Genomic DNA, 16703 nt, shown 5'->3' with positions numbered 1-16703 from the left:
AGCTGCTCCAGTCTGTTCCATCATAGACCCTTACAGAGAAAGTCCAGTTTTCGTTCTTTGTTATTTCTCAAACTTACGATTTCTACGCTGTTGTTGTACCACATTGTTTCATTATTCTGTTGCGTGTCGCCATCAGCATCTGAAAAAGTCCAGAATCCTTGTAAAGTCCCATTTGTCCTGTTCAGCGAATCTGTTGAATTTAGAATTATGTTTGTAGCTGTAGGCGCTGTGTTTCCTATTGTCAATGTTCTGACTTCGGTCTGGTTTGAATTCCCAGTTATATCTTTTACATAACCAAAATATGTGTAACTTCCATTTGTCAAATTAGTCTGATTTGTATAGAACGCCCATTTGTCTGTGTCGTATTTGTACAGATTTGACATGTATGATTGGTTAATTTCTGCTGCACTTAGGCTTCTGTTCCAGATGCGGATTTCGTCGATTGAACCGTTGAGACAAAAACCCGGGGTATCGCCACCGCCCCCTGTATGGGCGCAACCTACCCAAAGCGCCTTATTTGAATTATAAATTACATCAGTTCCTGCATTAAAGTCAGAACCAATTTGCGAGCCATCAACATAAAGCCGAATATTTGATCCAGAGCGGAGAGCAGTAATGTAGTACCAAGTATTATTATTTGCGGACCATGGAACAGTATGATCTCCGTTAACAGTAGTCCCGTCTGTACTATAACGGAAATATAACGCAGTTGCATTATATCCGATAACCCATGCTCTTACAGACCAAAATTGGTCAATAAATGAGGCATAACTAAGATTTTTGAAATTCACCCAAAGATTCACTGTGAAATCACGATTACCAAAGTCCCAACTAGAGCTGTCAGGAATACTGACTAAATCATTAATACCATCGAATTGCAAGGCACATCCATATTTTCCGCTACTGCAATTCCAAACAGCTCCATTTGTAAGAGTCCCATTATTTCCGTATTTGCTGACATCAACGGCATTTGTCGCACTCTCTCCAATTGAAGAAACATTGTCGAAGTTCATCATCAATACTAAAGAAGCGTTGTAGAAAGTGTAATTTGTTCCGTTCCAGTTCCATTTGAACTCTGCCAAATCAGAGGCATTTGTAATGCTTATGTTTATCTGGACAGAGGTGTTTTTTGTTGTTGTGCCATTAGGAGGTGTTGGCGGCTGTGTGAAGTTGATGGATGGGTAAGTTACATCCAATATAAACTGGTATAGTTTCCAATCAAGACTTCCAACATAAACAGAGCCATTAGCAACTGCAGGAGAAGAGATAACATCGCCGCTAGTTGTATAGCTTGACACCAATATGCTAATATTGGTTGCATTAAGCTGGTATAGCTTATCATCGTAGCTGCCAATGAATACATAACTGTCAGTAACAGCAGGAGAAGATTGGATGTTATTATTTGCTGTATAGCTTGCGATTAACAAACTAACATTGGTTGCATTAAGCTGATATGTTCTGTTATCGTTGCTTCCAACATACACATAGCCGTTAGCAACTGCAGGTGAAGATCTAATGGCCCCGCCAGTTGAATAATTTGCTATTTTTTGGCTGACATTTGATGCGTTAAGCTGGTATAGATTACCATCATCGTTTCCCACATATACAAATCCATTGGCAACTGCAGCAGAAGAATAAAAGACTCCGGCTGAGAAATTTGCTATCTGCTGGCTGACATTGGATGCATTAAGCTGGTATAATTTAGCATCATTGCTTCCTGCATACACGAAGCCATTGGCAACAGCAGGCACAGTATACATGCCATCGCCGGCTGTGAAATTTGCTATTTTTTGGCTGACATTGGATGCATTAAGCTGATATAACACTCCTAGCGAGCTTCCAACATAGACAAAGCCATTGGAAACAACAGGAGAAGATTGTGTATTATAAAAGCCTCCGCCAGTTGAAAAGCTTGCTATCTTCTGGCTGACATTTGAGGCATTGAGTTGGTATATTGTTGTATTGTAATTCAGAATATAAACATAGCCATCAGCAACAGCAGGCGAGGAATAAATAGCGCCGGCTGCTGAAAAACTCGCTACTTGCTGGCTGATATTAGAAGCATTAAGCTGGTATAGCTTGGCATCATCACTGCCAACATACACATAGCCGTTGGCAACAGCAGGAGAAGACTGAATAGTACTTGTACTTGAAAATGTTATAATCTTTGCATTAGCCAGATTTGTAGGAGCTGCTGAGTTTGTATAACGCGTCTGATTAAGGTATCTGCCAAACATCCTCCACTCGTCTGTTCCTGAATCTGAGCTTTCGTTTCCAACGGCATTGTAAGCATATGCAATCTGCCCGCCAAACTCAAACTTCAAGACGTGCCTTTTTGCCGTCAAAACTTTGCTTATCTCTTGCGCAGTTTCATTACATGAATAGTTGGCAATAAATACGCTGCACTCCTGCTCAAAGCAGTTTGTTCCTTGCCATTCGTAATTCATAGTCTGATTGCCGCACTTTACTTCGAGAAATCTTAAATCGTACAATCCAGAATCTTCGCTTTCATTGCTCCATCTCGTGTAGATGTTGGTGTAATTGCTCTCTCTTGTAGCTGTTATTGTCAAATTAGCGGCTCCTGTAGTATTAAAGCCAACTATCCAGTTTCCATATAAAGAAGGATGGCTGTATACATTTATTATTGTCAAACCGCCAGCATAAGCCGAGAAATGAGTTACATTGAATGTTATTGTATTTCCATTATCTGTAAATGGAATGTCTGTTTTCTGCCAATTTGAGCAAGACAAGGTTTCAAAATCAAAATCAGAGCAGTAAAACACTGAATTCACATCAGAATTCTTAGCTAAAGTTATTGCTGCGCTTTCAAAATCAAGGGTTTCATTTATTGCAAATACATCTGTTCCTATTCTGTTGTCTTCTATTGCATCAATTAAAACATCGGCGTCTTTCAGTTCTTTTATTTTTTTAATATTTATTCTGGATTCCTTTTTCTTCTCTAAAACTCCAAAGCCAGGCAGATTGCTGAGCTCCAAATCAAATGTTTCGTCGCTGTTGTTTGTTAAGCTATAACTGCCTGTTTTTTCTTTTTTATTGTTTTTTAGATTAATCGTTGCATTTCTTTTTTTCTCAGTTATGTTGCCTGTTACATTAATGACAATTATATTTGTGAAAGTTATGTTCTTAGAATCATTCACTACGAAGGACATGAATGTTGTTCCGACAAAATTCTTTCTCGGAATAAACGTAACCATATCTTTTGTGATCATTGTATCAACTTCTTTTGAACTAAGAGAAACATCATAACTCAAAGTATCATCATTGGCATCTGAGCAGTATTTATCCAGCCATATTGTAGAAAGCTCATTTTTAGAAATATTGACATTTGGGATCAGGCTGCATTGCGGCGGGTTATTGGCAGTTATATTTTCAGGTTTTGCATCATATTCTAATTTTGTTAAGTTCAGTGTTGCATTCTCTATTTCGATCAATAAAGTTATATTTCTGCCAACGCCTGTTAAGAAACACGTATCAACACAAATGCTGTCAAACACTTTTACGGGAATTGTTATGTTTTCAGGAGCAGTTTCAGCAGCCTCTTTTGTTGTGTTAATAACCAGTGTAACTTCTTTTTCAGTTGTGTTTTTTAGATCAGAAGCAAATATCTTAATTGTTCTATTCCCGACGATATTTGCATCTGGCGCCAAGGTTATCATTTCAAATTCTTTTAAAATAAGCACGTTTTCAGGCTCTGAAACAATGTAAGAAATAGAATCATTGTCAAGATCAATAAAATACTGCGAAAGGTTTATTGTTAAATTTCCAGCCACAATAAATGAATCGGCATCAAAAATCCATACGGGAGCACGATTTATTGCGATGTTTTCTGTTTGATTGGCGGGTTCTGTTATGTTTTCAGGCAAAGTCGGGCTTGTTTCGGTTAAATTTGTTTGATTTGCAATTTCCGCAATGTTCTCTGCCGCATTTGTTGTTTGGTTTATTGCTTCAGTTGTGTTTGTAATATTCTCCGGAATATTTGTTTCGTTCAAAAATTCTTCAGCAATAGCATAAGCAGTTATTAAATCATAAGAAGTTTGCAATTGAGAGCTATCAACAATCAATTTTCTGATTCCATTATCCAACAAATAAACCTTAGCATAACCATTCCCGACTACGGAGCCAGAAAGCTTTAAAGAAAGCGGGCTTGCGTTTAAAAATAGATTGTAAGTTGCTGTTTCATTAAATGTCAAATTAAGCTCTTTAGAATAACCTGCCTCGCCATAAATAAACAAGCCAGTGTAAGCGGCCCTGAAAATAAGCATTGATGCTACAATCAATAAAAGAGCAACCACAAATTCAGGCTTGTATTTCTTTATTGCTTTTTCTTTAACTTTATCTTCTTCAATTCTATGATAGTCCTTGCTAACAAGATCTTCAAGCTCATTCTGCTCCTCTTTTTTTCTCTTCAGATCAAACATTCTTCACTCTTTTTTTCTTTACGCGGCTATAGGAGGTCCAGATTGTGCGATCATCCCGCTCAAGAAGAACTGCAATCTCGTGATATGTCATGCCGACTTTATCTTTCAAATATTCAACAACCGCTTCAAGAATGCTTACGTCGCGGTCAAGAAATATTGTTGAAGGAATCTTCAATTCAGAGTATGGACTAAAAGAAATAGGTCTATCTTTCAACTCTTTAGGCTTTAAATGGACTTTTTTTCGTTCAATAAGGCCTTTCTCTTTTTTTGAAGGCATAATGCCTTAGTTTCTATACTTTTATTAACTAAAAATCTTGATTTTTCCCTATATATACTGTCAATGTAAGTATTTCATTAAAAATGTTGCTGTTTTTTACTTACATTGTGAGTATAGTTTAATAATCTTTCTAAGTTTTACTTACATTGTAAGTATAAAGATTTAAATATATCGGTTTATTGGTGGCAAACCCACTGGACAGGCGCGCACAGAGGGTATTTAAATGAGAAATTGCTATGAAAAGGAGAAAAGAGTGTGCGTAAGATGAACTCCAACAATCAGAAAATGCAGATTAAGAATTTAGAGTTAATTGGTTCAAAATCCAAAAGAGTTTATGATATTTTAATGCTACATCCTGATATGGTTTTTGGTATTAAGAGTATGGCTAATATCTATAACGAAATTTATAAAGACAACACTTGCAATAGTGCAATTTCTACAATAATGACGAGGCTTTACGCAAAAAATAAAATAATAAGAACACCAACACAACTAAAGTCTGGATATTTTTACAGCGTCTCTAATAGAGTAAAACTGAGAAGAATATACGATGATTACTTGGTCCCTTCAGACCTAGAGCATAAAGAGAATATTAAAGAGTTAATACTTGAGGATACATTTGAGAATCTAGAAATAAACCATAAGCTAAATTTTGATGAAATAGGGGAGTTTGGTTTTGTTAAGAAATATGGTTTAACTCTGTTCTATGATGAACATGTTCTAAATTTTTTAGTTACCAACATTGGTTTCTTAATGGGTGATGGCCATGTAAGAAAAAACTTACAGCAAGCAGAGTATGATTTTAATCAAAATAAAGATGCTGTTGAATTTAGATTGTATTTCAATTCTATTTTTAAAGGAGAATATCTATCTCTAAAATACAACCAATTTTGCTTTAGAATTGTTTTTTGCAGCAAAGGTTTTGCTGAATTGCTTATTTATTTGGGTGTGCCATGCGGCAATAAGGTATTCACTCCATTTTTAATTCCGGACTGGATTTATAATGGCCCTGATAAAATTAAGAAAACATTCTTGTCGATAATTTATGGAAATGAAGGTTCAAAACCGCAAAACAACGTATGGAGAATCCAGTTTGTATTATCCAAAAACAAAAACCATGTGACCAACTTGCTTGAGTTTCTAAATCAAATAAGAGCTATGTTGGCTCATTTTGGCATTGCAACTTCACATATCCAATTACGCAAACAGAAAGGCAGAGAATTTTGTGGAAGATTTTATATCAAAGGAAAAGAAAACCTCTTAAAATTCTATAATAAAATAGGGTTTGCATATGCTTCAGAAAAGCAGGAAGTGTTAGAGGCACTTTTGAAGAGGGGTAAACTTATAAATTGAACCATATTCTGTTGTCTTTGGCGTGTATGATGACCGTGTGAACACCCAAGCTTACCGAAAGGAGATGGCTGACGGATGTAACTTGAGAGTACGCGCCAATTAATCATTAATTTGGTGAGATGTATGAATGAAGAACAACTGGATGATTTATTGAAAGATGTAAAAATTGACAAAGAAAGGGTTAAAAAATCAGTTTATACTGTTCTTAAGATGTATGGTCTTAAACCAAGTGATGTTTTTATAATCAGAGAAGAACTTCATCCATCAGAAATCTATGTCGCCGCTATTGAAGAATGCAATGTGGAAGATGCAAAAATGGCAATGAAACAAAAATATCAGAATCTTTTTCCAGCACCCATCACGGTTTTAGAATTTAGAAAAAAACATATTTTATTTATGGGTTCTAATAGAAGTATTATTTTCATTTTAAAAGGCAAACTACCTGATTGCATAATAGTCAAACTCCCAAATAAGATGGAGGAGCCAAGGATTATTTCAGAAGCCAGTCACACTTTACAAGAAATCATAAAAAAACAAAAATAAAATTTCAAAAACCACCAATCAAAGATCGGTGGAATGTGACCGTAATATGTCGCATCGGGTGGTTTTTGAGCATGCTCGGAATTTTCCTGATGCAAGTACACGAAATGCGCCACCAGTCACAGACTGGATGGAAAATTCCAACATTTTACAAATTTTCTACCCGAACATCTTCATATAATCTTCGCCTTCGAGCTTCTCTTCTGCCTTCACTTTTGCGACCGCCTTTGCAAAATCTTCTTTAACAACCTTTGTTCTTTTGTCCCTTATTGCAAAATACCCTGCTTCTGTGCAGGATGCCTTTATTTCTGCCCCTGAAAATCCATCCATGCCTTTAACAATCAAGCCGACATCTATTCCTTTGTCAAGTGTCATTTCTCTCGTATGTATTTTAAAGATCTCAGTCCTTGCTTCTTTATTTGGAATCGGGATTTTGATCAATCTGTCAAGCCTTCCGGGCCTTGTAATCGCAGGGTCTAAAATATCTTTCCTGTTTGTGCACCCTATAACTTTAACATTGCCCAGAGGCTTAAAGCCATCTATTTCGGAAAGAAGCTGCATAAATGTTCTTTGCACTTCTCTCTCGCCGGATGTTCCGATATCGATCCTTGTTGCAGCCAGCGCATCAAGCTCATCTATAAAAATCACAGATGGCGCTTTTTCCCGGGCTAACTGAAAAATCTCCTTAACCAGCTTTGCTCCTTCTCCGATGAATTTCTGGACTAACTCAGACCCGACAACTTCTATAAAAGTTGAATTTGTTGAAGATGCAACTGCCTTCGCCAATAATGTCTTGCCTGTTCCAGGCGGTCCGTAAAACAACATCCCTTTGGGCGGCTGTATCCCTACTTTCTTGAACAGTTCAGGATTTTTAAGAGGCAATTCAATCACTTCCTGTATCTCTCTTGCCTGAGCTTCTAAGCCGCCAACATCTTTCCATGTGATGGTGGGCTTCTCAATTATGACAAATTTTTCAACATTAAAAACCTTTGAAACCGGAACTTTCTTCAATATTGTGAGATTCTTCTGCTCCATAAGAACAGAATCGCCAGGAAAAATTTCACCGCATTCTCTTGAAATGTTGACAAAGAACTCGTTGCCGTTCTGCAGCCTTATTATAGCATTCTTCTCTACCATATCCTTTACTTCAGCAACCAAAAAAGGAATTTTCTTGAATGTTTCCAGCTCTTCCTTAAACTTTGAAACTGTTTCTTTCAATAATTTATTTTCATCCTCAAGCGCATTTGTGTTGGTTGTATATCCATATATGATAGAATCTATCTTTTTGACTTCGCCGTTGGTTTTTTGATCTTCCATTTATTGGAGAAACAGAAGTAAATATAAAAAGATTGTGGTTTATGCGCGGCGTTTGAAAGCGCCGAATCCCTTCAACCATGGAGGGCATGTATTAGCTAAGTTTCGTTGCATCAGGTAATGCTGAGAAATCCTATGATGTTTTAAGATCCGGGTTAAACTTATCTAAATAAAATGCATTTTCACCCTGAGTTCCAACAGCTATTGCGTTCTTAGATGCGGCTGTGTTTTTGTTTTCTGATGCGGGCTCATCGGTCCAATCTTCTGGGCTTGTTTCTGCAATAATAAAAAACCCGTCAAAATAGTTGGTTTTCTCAGCTTCGCTTATCTTTTCTTGCGTTTCTGTTGGAATGCTTCCATAAAATCCGCTCTTTATTGTTTTGCCGCGCAGCCCCTTGCCATATTTTGTTTTAAATTCTTTTTCAGGAACTATCCCTCCCACCCACCAATATTCTCCTGATGATTCGATGCCCAGTCTTGCTTCATCAAAAGGGCCAAAAATGCTTCTTATAATATACACGAAAAAAGAACCGGGTATTTCATTTGTGTCGTTTAAACTGCATTCCCACCCGCCACCAAAACATTTGGGAAGATGATTGCGACCGATATATAGTTGTGCATCATATACTTGCATAGTTGAAACGTCAATCTCGTAAACTCCGAATTTCGGTATGCGTGCTTTTTTTCCATCAAATTCTGTTTCTTGCGACATTTCTAAAAAGCTAAGGTTTAATTGCGGGTAATCCACCAGAACTATTTGTCCTTTTAAATTTTCTCTGAGTGGTTTGTCAGATCCAATGCATGTTTCTTCTAACTGACTTAATTGAATTCGCAGCCCACTGATGTCTTCACTGCTTAGATTTTTAGGATTCTTTCCTGCCAGATAATTTGTCAGATCAAATGCTGTTTGTGTTATGCTCATCAGTCCTCTTAAGCAAATAAGCAATATCTGCCTGTGAAGGCGCGCATATTTATCTCTAAAATTATTTGTTAAGCGCCTTTTCAGCCGCATCCAGTTTCTGCCAGCTATTGTTGAAGAAGCTTTCAAATGCAGATGCAAAATAAGGTGTTGCAACCCAAACAGCAACATCGTAGCTTGGGTGGACATTTTTGTCATCCATCAACATAAACAAAAGGCTCTTGCCGTCGACAATAGCAAATCTTGCCTGCGGATCGTTTATGTGCTTAAGCTCTGCGATTCCTTTTAAATTTTTATAAGCTTCCTGCGCTTCTTTGCCCAAAGGCGCAGCTATCTTTATCTTAACTCCCCTTTCTTTTGCTTTTTCCAGTGTTTTTCTCAGCTCTTTTGATTTTCTAACAAGGCCATCTGCACTTGTCACCAAAACAACGGATTTTTCAGCGCCCTTTATCATAAAATCGAGGTGGTTGTAGATATTGTCTCTGCCTCTTATACTGCCGCTTAAATCAGTCGGATCGACAAGCTCAATGCCCTGCTTGTGCAATAGATTCAATTCACTAAGTGTGTTTGTTTTTTTGATCTCCTCGAGAATTTCCTCTTCCTTAACTGCATCTTCCCTTATTCTTTTTTTAACGCGATCAACGACTTCTTCCGGCTTTACAGCGAGGTATTTGATTGGTTTCCCCACCTTCATAATTATAAATCCTTTTTTCTCTAAACTTTCAAGAACATCGTAGCTTCTGCTTCTTGGAACGCCGGCAATATCGCTTAACTCGCCAGCAGTAGAAACGCCGCGAGAAAGCAACGCCGTCCATAACTTAGCTTCATAACTATTCAAACCAAAATCCTTCAACTTATTCAAAAAACTTTTTTGAACTATCATTTTTCAACTCCCCATCACCTTATTTCCTTTAGAAAGCAACACATATATTTAAATGTTTCTATTTTTGACTATCATATAGTAATGAAATGTTTGGTGGGACCCCTTTATTTCTTATGGAGTTTGTTTTTATGTTTTTTTGTTTTTATATTATATTTATATTTATTTTCAATATAGTAAATAATAAAATAACAATAAAAAACTAAAAAATAAAACTATAGTTTCCAATAGAAATAAGGGGGTGTGTATTTTTAATTATGAAAAAATATTTAAAGCTACACTTCTTTTGGAAATACGTAAAATGGCAAAAAAGAGCAACAACAACATAAATATTTTTTTTGAAAGATTTTTGAAAAAAGAATCTAAAATTTTTTCTCAAAAAAGTTTTTTGCAGCCGACATATGCGCCAGACACAGTACAGCACAGAGAAGAACAGATAAGCCAGATGGCAGAAATCCTTGCTCCGGCGCTTAAATTAGAAAAACCATCAAATCTTTTTTTGTATGGAAAAACCGGAAGCGGAAAAACACTTTCAACAATAAATATAATCAACCACTTATCAAGCATAGCTAACCGGGAAAAAATACCAATAACCCCCGTTTTCATCAACTGCAAGCTGAAAAAAGTGGCCGATACAGAATACAGACTTGTTGCCCAGCTGATCAGAGCTTTAGGCAAAGAAGTGCCATCTACGGGATTGCCGACAGATGAAATTTATAAAATATTTTTTAACATAATGGAACAAAAAGATCAGATGCTGCTGCTTGTTTTGGATGAAATAGACCAGTTAGTTAAAAAAGCAGGGGACGAAATCCTGTATAATCTAACCAGAATAAACACAGAGCTTAAAAAATCCCAGATTTCACTTATCGGCATATCCAATGACCTGCTTTTTACAGACAACCTTGACCCCAGGATCAAAAGCTCTTTAAGCGAGGAGGAAATATTTTTCCCATCATATAATGCGCTGCAGCTGCAGGATATATTGAGAGAGAGGGCAAAAAAGGCATTCAGGCAGGGAGCAATAGGGATAGGAGTAATTGAAAAATGCGCTGCATACGCTGCAGGAGAGCACGGAGATGCAAGAAGGGCAGTTGAGTTGCTGAGGGTGGCTGGCGAAATAGCTGAGAGAAAAGACGAAACAATATTAAAAATCGAGCACATTGATGAAGCGCAAGACAAGATAGACCATGACAGGGTAATTGATATCGTGAAAACACAGCCCAAGCAATTCCAACTCTCGCTTTATTCAATAGTTGCTGTCTGCTCAAATAGGAAGGAGCTTGTTTTTACAGGAGAAGTTTATGACCTTTATAAAAAAATGTGCTCAAAGATTGGGTTGAGGCCATTAACGCAAAGAAGGATGTCAGATATTATAGCTGAATTGGATATGCTTGGCGTTATAAGTACAAAGATAATATCAAAGGGCCGTTATGGGAGGACAAGAGAAATATCCCTCTCAATACCCCCAACAACACAGCCAAAAATAAGAAAGATATTAGAGGAAGAGTTAGACTTATCTTGATACCCAAGAATAGCTCTTCTTGCCTAAAATGGATAACGAACTGGAAAATAAAAAGAGAATTGTCAGATTTTTTTACGATAAAGGCATTCTGTTAAACCCAGATATATTCGGGGCGATAAAGGACATAGACCTGAACAAGTTCCATGAAAACCTAAAAAATAAAGAATTTTTTGAAGAAATTCTTATTCTGAACAGAGACATAACCAAAATACTGGATGAAAACAAAGGCATAGAGCTCAACTGGAAGGAATTCGAAAAAGCAGCAACTAAATTTGAAAAAAACGAAAATGCAAAAATATACGGGCAATTCCTGGAGTTTTTGTCAAAAGAAAAAAGAGAGGAAGAAATCGCACCCCCAAACAACGGCGTTAAGGTGCTCTTTTCGTATGTTGATGACCTAAAACAAAGAGAAGCACAGGATTTTGCATCATTTTTTAATGCGAGGCACAAAGCGCTTGAAAAAATACTTCGAAACAGACAAGAGATCAAAAACCTCACTTCTATTAGCAAGATAGTGTCAAAAAAAGACAGAAGCGAGATATCATTGATAGGCATAGTTAAAGAAATAGCGCAGACAAAAAACAAAAACCTCGTGCTTGCTGTTGAAGACCCGACAGGTGAAATAAAAGTGCTTGTGAATAAAAACAAGCCAGAATTATATGCTGAAGCGCTAAATATTGTTCTGGATGAGATTATTGGCATAGTTGGCGTCAATGGCAACAGAATAGTGTTTGCAGACGATATCATTTGGCCGGAGGTGCCCCTCACAAGAGAACTTAAAAAATCTCCAGATGAGGCATATGCCATCTTTTTATCAGATCTGCATGTTGGCTCAAAACAGTTTCTTCCTGAAGAATTCAACAAGTTCCTAAACTGGATCAATGGAGGCCTTGGCGACGAAGCGCAGCAAGAGATAGCCAGAAAAATAAAATATCTCTTCATTATCGGCGATCTTGTTGATGGCGTAGGCGTTTATCCGGAGCAAGATTCTGAACTTGAAATCAAGGACATTTATGCTCAGTACAATAAATGCGCAGAATTGCTTCAGCAAATCCCCAAAAACATCCAAATTATTATTTGCCCGGGGAATCATGATGCAATGCGCATTGCTGAACCGCAGCCGCAGCTTTACAAGGATTTCGCAGGAGCAATTTGGCAATTGCCAAATGTAACTATGGTATCAAACCCCTCTGTTGTAAGGATACACGAGACAAAAGACTTTTCAGGATTTGATGTGCTGCTTTATCATGGTTATTCTTTCGATTATTATGTTGCCCATGTTGATTCAATAAGGAGAAACGGAGGCTATGACAGGGCAGACCTTATAATGTCCTTCCTATTAAGAAGAAGGCATCTTGCGCCAACGCACACGTCAACACTCTACATGCCCGATGCAAATAAAGATTCCCTTGTGATTGAGATGATACCTGATTTTTTCGCCACAGGCCATATTCATAAAACCTGCGTGGCAGCTTACAAAAATATAACTATGATCTGCGGCTCTTGCTGGCAGTCAAAAACATCATTTCAGGAAAAGGTGGGGCACCACCCGGAGCCGGCAAGGGTTCCTATAGTAAATTTGCAAACAAGAAAAATCAAGATATTGAGATTTGGTTAAGATGACTAAGGAATCAGAAAGCAAAGAAATGCAGGAATACTTTGAGGCAATAGAGAATCAATTAAGCGCAGCCTATAAGGTGGCCAATGAAGCGAGGAAAAAAGGATATGACCCTGAAGAAAAAGTAGACATTCCCTTGGCTCATGATATGGCTGAGCGTGTAGAAGGCCTCATATCCGCAGTTACTCCAAAGCTTCTGGGTTCCGGAATGATAAAACGGATACGGGAGCTGGAAAGAGAGCATGGCGCTCTTGCATGGGAGGTTGCATTAAAAATAGCAGAAGAAGTTGCGCAGGAAAAATTCTGTAAATTCGGCGATAGGAAAGAGGCAATGGAGACCGGGATAAGAGTGGGGTTCGCATACCACACCCTCGGCATAGTTTCCGCTCCTTTAGAGGGTTTTGTGGAATTAAAAATAAAAAAGAGAAGAGATGGCAAGGATTATCTTGCGGTTAGTTACGCTGGGCCAGTAAGAGGGGCAGGGGGAACAGGAGCATCAGTTTCCGTTGTGATAGCAGATTATGTAAGAAAAAAAATGGGTTATGATGTGTATGACCCGGATGAAAAAGAAATAAACAGGACAATAACTGAGCTCTACGACTATCACGAATTTGTAACAAACCTCCAATATAAGCCGAGCAAAGAGGAAATTGCCCTTTTGGTGAAAAATCTTACAGTCGAAGTTGATGGCGACCCCACAGAAAAAATCGAAGTCAGCAATTATAAAGACCTGGACAGAATCTCGACAAACAAAATTCGCAGCGGCGTCTGCCTTGTTGTGTCTATGCTGACGTTAAAAGCCCCAAAATTATGGAAGAAACTGCAAAAATTCCAAAAAGAGTTCGGCATAGACTGGTCATTCCTAGAAAAATTTTTGGAGCTGCAAAAGAAGAAGAAAGCAGGAACAGAGGAGAAGGAAAAGACATTAAAAGTCACTCCGAATTACACATATATCGCGGATTTAGTTGCCGGCAGGCCTGTGCTGTCCCACCCTTCAGCAGCAGGAGGATTTCGTCTGCGTTATGGGCGATCAAGAACATCCGGGTTCAGCGCAGCGGCAATTCATCCTGCAACGATGCGCATTCTGAACAAATATGTGGCCGTAGGCACGCAACTGAAAATAGAGCGGCCAGGAAAAGCAACTGCAGTAACCAGCTGCGATGCAATAGACGGGCCGATAGTGAAATTAACCAACGGCAACGTTATAAAAATAAATACTGAAGAGGAAGCAAAAGACAATTTAGGAAACATAGGAGAGATACTTTTTTTAGGTGATATATTGATAAATTATGGAGATTTTTCTGAGAATGGGCATGCACTTGTTCCTGCAGGATATTGCGAGGAATGGTATGCGCAAGAGCTTGAAAAAGCAACTGTAGATTTATTCGGCTCGCTGGATGTTGAAAAACTATCCGATCTTGCAGAAGTGCCATCAGCAATATTGGCCAAGATATTAAAAAACCCTTCGGAAAAAATTTCAGCATCAGATGCGATAAACATATCAAGAAAATTAAACATCCCCCTTCACCCCAGCTTCAGTTATTATTGGACTGCGATATCAACAGACCAATTTCTTCTATTTTTAGAATGGTTCAAGAAAGCCAGCATTATTAAGGAAGAAAAAATAATAAAGATAGTTCTGCCTTTCAAGGAAGATGCGAAAAGGATACTCGAGCTGGTTGGCGCGCCACACCTATCAGTTAATGAAGAATTTGTTGTTATTGAAAAAGAAGAAGCAGAATCCATCTTAGCCAGCTTAAACATAACTTCAAATGATAAAATTTCAGAATTAGAGGAATTCACAAAAAAAAATAAAGAAAAAAACCCTTTAGAGATAATAAACTCAATATCCAGTATAAATCTGAGGGATAAGGCAGGAACATTCATTGGCGCAAGAATGGGCAGGCCTGAAAAATCAAAAATGAGGAAGCTCACTGGCAGCCCGCAGGTGTTATTTCCCGTCGGGGAAGAAGGCGGGAGATTGCGGTCGTTCCAGTCAGCGTCAGAAATCGGAAAGGTAAGGGCGGATCTTCCAATCTATTATTGCGGCCATTGCAACAAAGAGACAGTTCTGTCGGTCTGCGAGACGTGCGACAAAAAAACGAAGAAAAAATTTTTCTGCAGAATATGCGGAAACATAGAAGAGCAAGTATGCAAGAAACACGGCCCCGCATCAACATTCAAAACACAGGATGTAAACATAAACGAGCTTTTTGATGCTGTTTTGAACAACAAGCTGAAAACAAAGACCACGCCTGATCTCATCAAAGGCGTCAGAGGAACGTCAAATAAAGATCATATTCCTGAGAACATACTGAAAGGAATCATCAGGGCAAAGCACGATGTTTATGTAAACAAGGACGGCACGATAAGGTATGACATGACTGAATTGCCAATAACTCATTTTAAGCAGAGAGAGATCAAAACATCGCTGAAGAAGCTGAAAGAGCTTGGGTATGAAAAAGATATTTTTGGAAAAGAATTGGAATCAGGAAACCAGATAATTGAGCTCAGGCCTCAGGACATTATCCTTCCTTCGGGGCAGGAAGCGCTTGATGAAACCGCAGACATTGTTTTGATGAGAATGGCAAATTTTGTTGATGAGCTTTTAGCTGTAATGTATGGCCAGCAGCCTTTTTATAATTTTAAAAACAAGGAAGATTTGATCGGCAGCATTGTTATCGGGCTCGCGCCGCATATTTCGGCAGGGATGATTGGCCGCGTAATAGGATTCTCAGAAACCCAGGGATGCTATGCGCATCCGCTTTGGCATGCAGCTTTGCGCCGCGACTGCGATGGCGATGAATGCTGCATAATGCTGCTGATGGATGCTTTGCTTAATTTCTCAAGACAGTTTTTGCCAGATAAGCGCGGCGGCAGGACGATGGACAGCCCGCTTGTTTTGACAACCAAGCTTATACCTGGCGAAGTTGATGACATGGTGCATGGAATGGATGTTGCCCGGAAATATCCTTTAGAGCTTTATGATGCAGCATCAAAATACAAATATCCCTGGGAAGTGGAAATAGAGAAATTAGGCAAGCGGCTTGGAACAGCAGCGCAGTACGAAGGCTTAGGCTTTACGCATGATGTTTCGAGCATAAATTCGGGAGTGATGTGCTCCGCATATAAAACACTCCCTTCAATGGAGGAAAAGCTTAAGGGCCAAATGGACCTGGCTGAAAGGATAAGGGCAGTTAATGCTGTAGACGTTGCACGTCTTGTTATAGAAAAGCATTTGCTAAGGGACATAAGGGGCAACCTTAGAAAATTTTCAACACAGCAATTTAGGTGTGTAAAGTGCAATGAAAAATTCAGAAGGCCGCCATTAATAGGCAAGTGCACAAAATGCGGCGGTAAAATAATATTCACGGTATCTGAAGGGAGCGTTGTAAAGTATCTGGAGCCAACACTTTCATTAGCTGAAAAATACAACCTCCCTCCATATCTAAAACAAACATTGGAGCTTACAAAAAGGATGATAGAGGGCGTGTTTGGAAAGCAGAAAGACAAGCAAACAGGATTAGGAAAATGGTTTGGCTGATCACGCTATTATCGTTTCTGCATAAGGCACATTGCATATGCGCCTAACGTTTTTTTCAAGGACCAAGTTATGATCCAATCCGAACTTGACAGCATCATTACCAATAAAGATGAGTGTGTTGGCTTTTCTAATCAAGATGCAAATTTTACTTTCGTCAAGCTCTTCACCTTTGTAAAAATCAGATGCAAGATCGAGCTGCAGATCCCCTTCTTCGAATACATGTCCGATAAGACCAGAATCGCACAAACTTAAGATTAATCTGCCGTCTTTGGCCTTATGCTGCTTTGTTATCAT

General features: G+C 38.5%; 11 protein-coding genes. 5 read left to right on the top strand and 6 right to left on the bottom strand.

Annotation, left to right across the window (positions count from 1 at the left end; genetic code table 11):
- Window positions 1–20 precede the first annotated feature (20 nt).
- Window positions 21–4439, bottom strand: a complete 4419-nt coding sequence (locus tag HYU07_00375) for a PQQ-binding-like beta-propeller repeat protein (GenBank protein MBI2128670.1) — start codon at window positions 4437–4439, stop codon at window positions 21–23.
- Window positions 4432–4716: a hypothetical protein gene (locus HYU07_00370; protein MBI2128669.1), complete on the bottom strand. Its 285-nt coding sequence runs from the start codon at window positions 4714–4716 to the stop codon at window positions 4432–4434. Before HYU07_00370 ends, HYU07_00375 begins: the two co-directional genes overlap by 8 nt.
- A gap of 264 nt (window positions 4717–4980) precedes the next feature.
- Here HYU07_00370 and HYU07_00365 point away from each other — a divergent pair, with 264 nt between their 5' ends.
- On the top strand, window positions 4981–6069 hold the full coding sequence (locus HYU07_00365; GenBank protein ID MBI2128668.1) for a hypothetical protein: 1089 nt from the start codon (window positions 4981–4983) through the stop codon (window positions 6067–6069).
- A gap of 123 nt (window positions 6070–6192) precedes the next feature.
- Window positions 6193–6612 carry a hypothetical protein gene (locus HYU07_00360; protein ID MBI2128667.1) on the top strand — a complete coding sequence of 140 codons (420 nt, stop codon included), beginning with the start codon at window positions 6193–6195 and terminating at the stop codon, window positions 6610–6612.
- 156 nt (window positions 6613–6768) lie between these two features.
- Here the strand turns inward: HYU07_00360 and HYU07_00355 are convergent, their stop codons facing one another.
- The 3 genes from HYU07_00355 to HYU07_00345 form a co-directional block, all read right to left on the bottom strand.
- Window positions 6769–7926, bottom strand: coding sequence for an AAA family ATPase (locus HYU07_00355; protein ID MBI2128666.1), 1158 nt, complete (start codon window positions 7924–7926; stop codon window positions 6769–6771).
- Window positions 7927–8056: 130 nt separating this feature from the next.
- A complete protein-coding gene (locus HYU07_00350; protein ID MBI2128665.1) occupies window positions 8057–8845 on the bottom strand; it encodes a hypothetical protein in 789 nt (262 codons plus the stop codon).
- Window positions 8846–8906: 61 nt separating this feature from the next.
- Window positions 8907–9725: a hypothetical protein gene (locus HYU07_00345; protein MBI2128664.1), complete on the bottom strand. Its 819-nt coding sequence runs from the start codon at window positions 9723–9725 to the stop codon at window positions 8907–8909.
- Between the two features lie 298 nt (window positions 9726–10023).
- On the opposite strand from HYU07_00345, the gene HYU07_00340 reads away from it, so the two are divergent.
- Genes HYU07_00340 through HYU07_00330 form a run of 3 tightly spaced genes read left to right on the top strand, consistent with a single transcriptional unit; the run spans window position 10024 to window position 16409 of the window.
- Window positions 10024–11247 carry an ORC1-type DNA replication protein gene (locus tag HYU07_00340; GenBank protein ID MBI2128663.1) on the top strand — a complete coding sequence of 408 codons (1224 nt, stop codon included), beginning with the start codon at window positions 10024–10026 and terminating at the stop codon, window positions 11245–11247.
- Between the two features lie 28 nt (window positions 11248–11275).
- Window positions 11276–12865 carry a DNA-directed DNA polymerase II small subunit gene (locus HYU07_00335; GenBank protein MBI2128662.1) on the top strand — a complete coding sequence of 530 codons (1590 nt, stop codon included), beginning with the start codon at window positions 11276–11278 and terminating at the stop codon, window positions 12863–12865.
- Window position 12866: 1 nt separating this feature from the next.
- Window positions 12867–16409 (top strand): DNA polymerase II large subunit, encoded by a 3543-nt coding sequence (locus HYU07_00330; protein ID MBI2128661.1) that lies wholly within the window; start codon window positions 12867–12869, stop codon window positions 16407–16409.
- Here HYU07_00330 and HYU07_00325 read toward each other — a convergent pair whose 3' ends face one another.
- The gene (locus HYU07_00325; GenBank protein ID MBI2128660.1) at window positions 16410–16703 is read right to left on the bottom strand and encodes a DUF424 family protein; all 294 of its coding nucleotides are present in this window, start codon (window positions 16701–16703) and stop codon (window positions 16410–16412) included.

The sequence above is a fragment of the Candidatus Woesearchaeota archaeon genome (assembly GCA_016180285.1).
Classification (GTDB): domain Archaea; phylum Nanobdellota; class Nanobdellia; order Woesearchaeales; family JACPBO01; genus JACPBO01.
The sequence above is the reverse complement of the archived record's forward strand: the minus strand, read 5'-3'. Positions and strand labels throughout refer to the sequence as shown.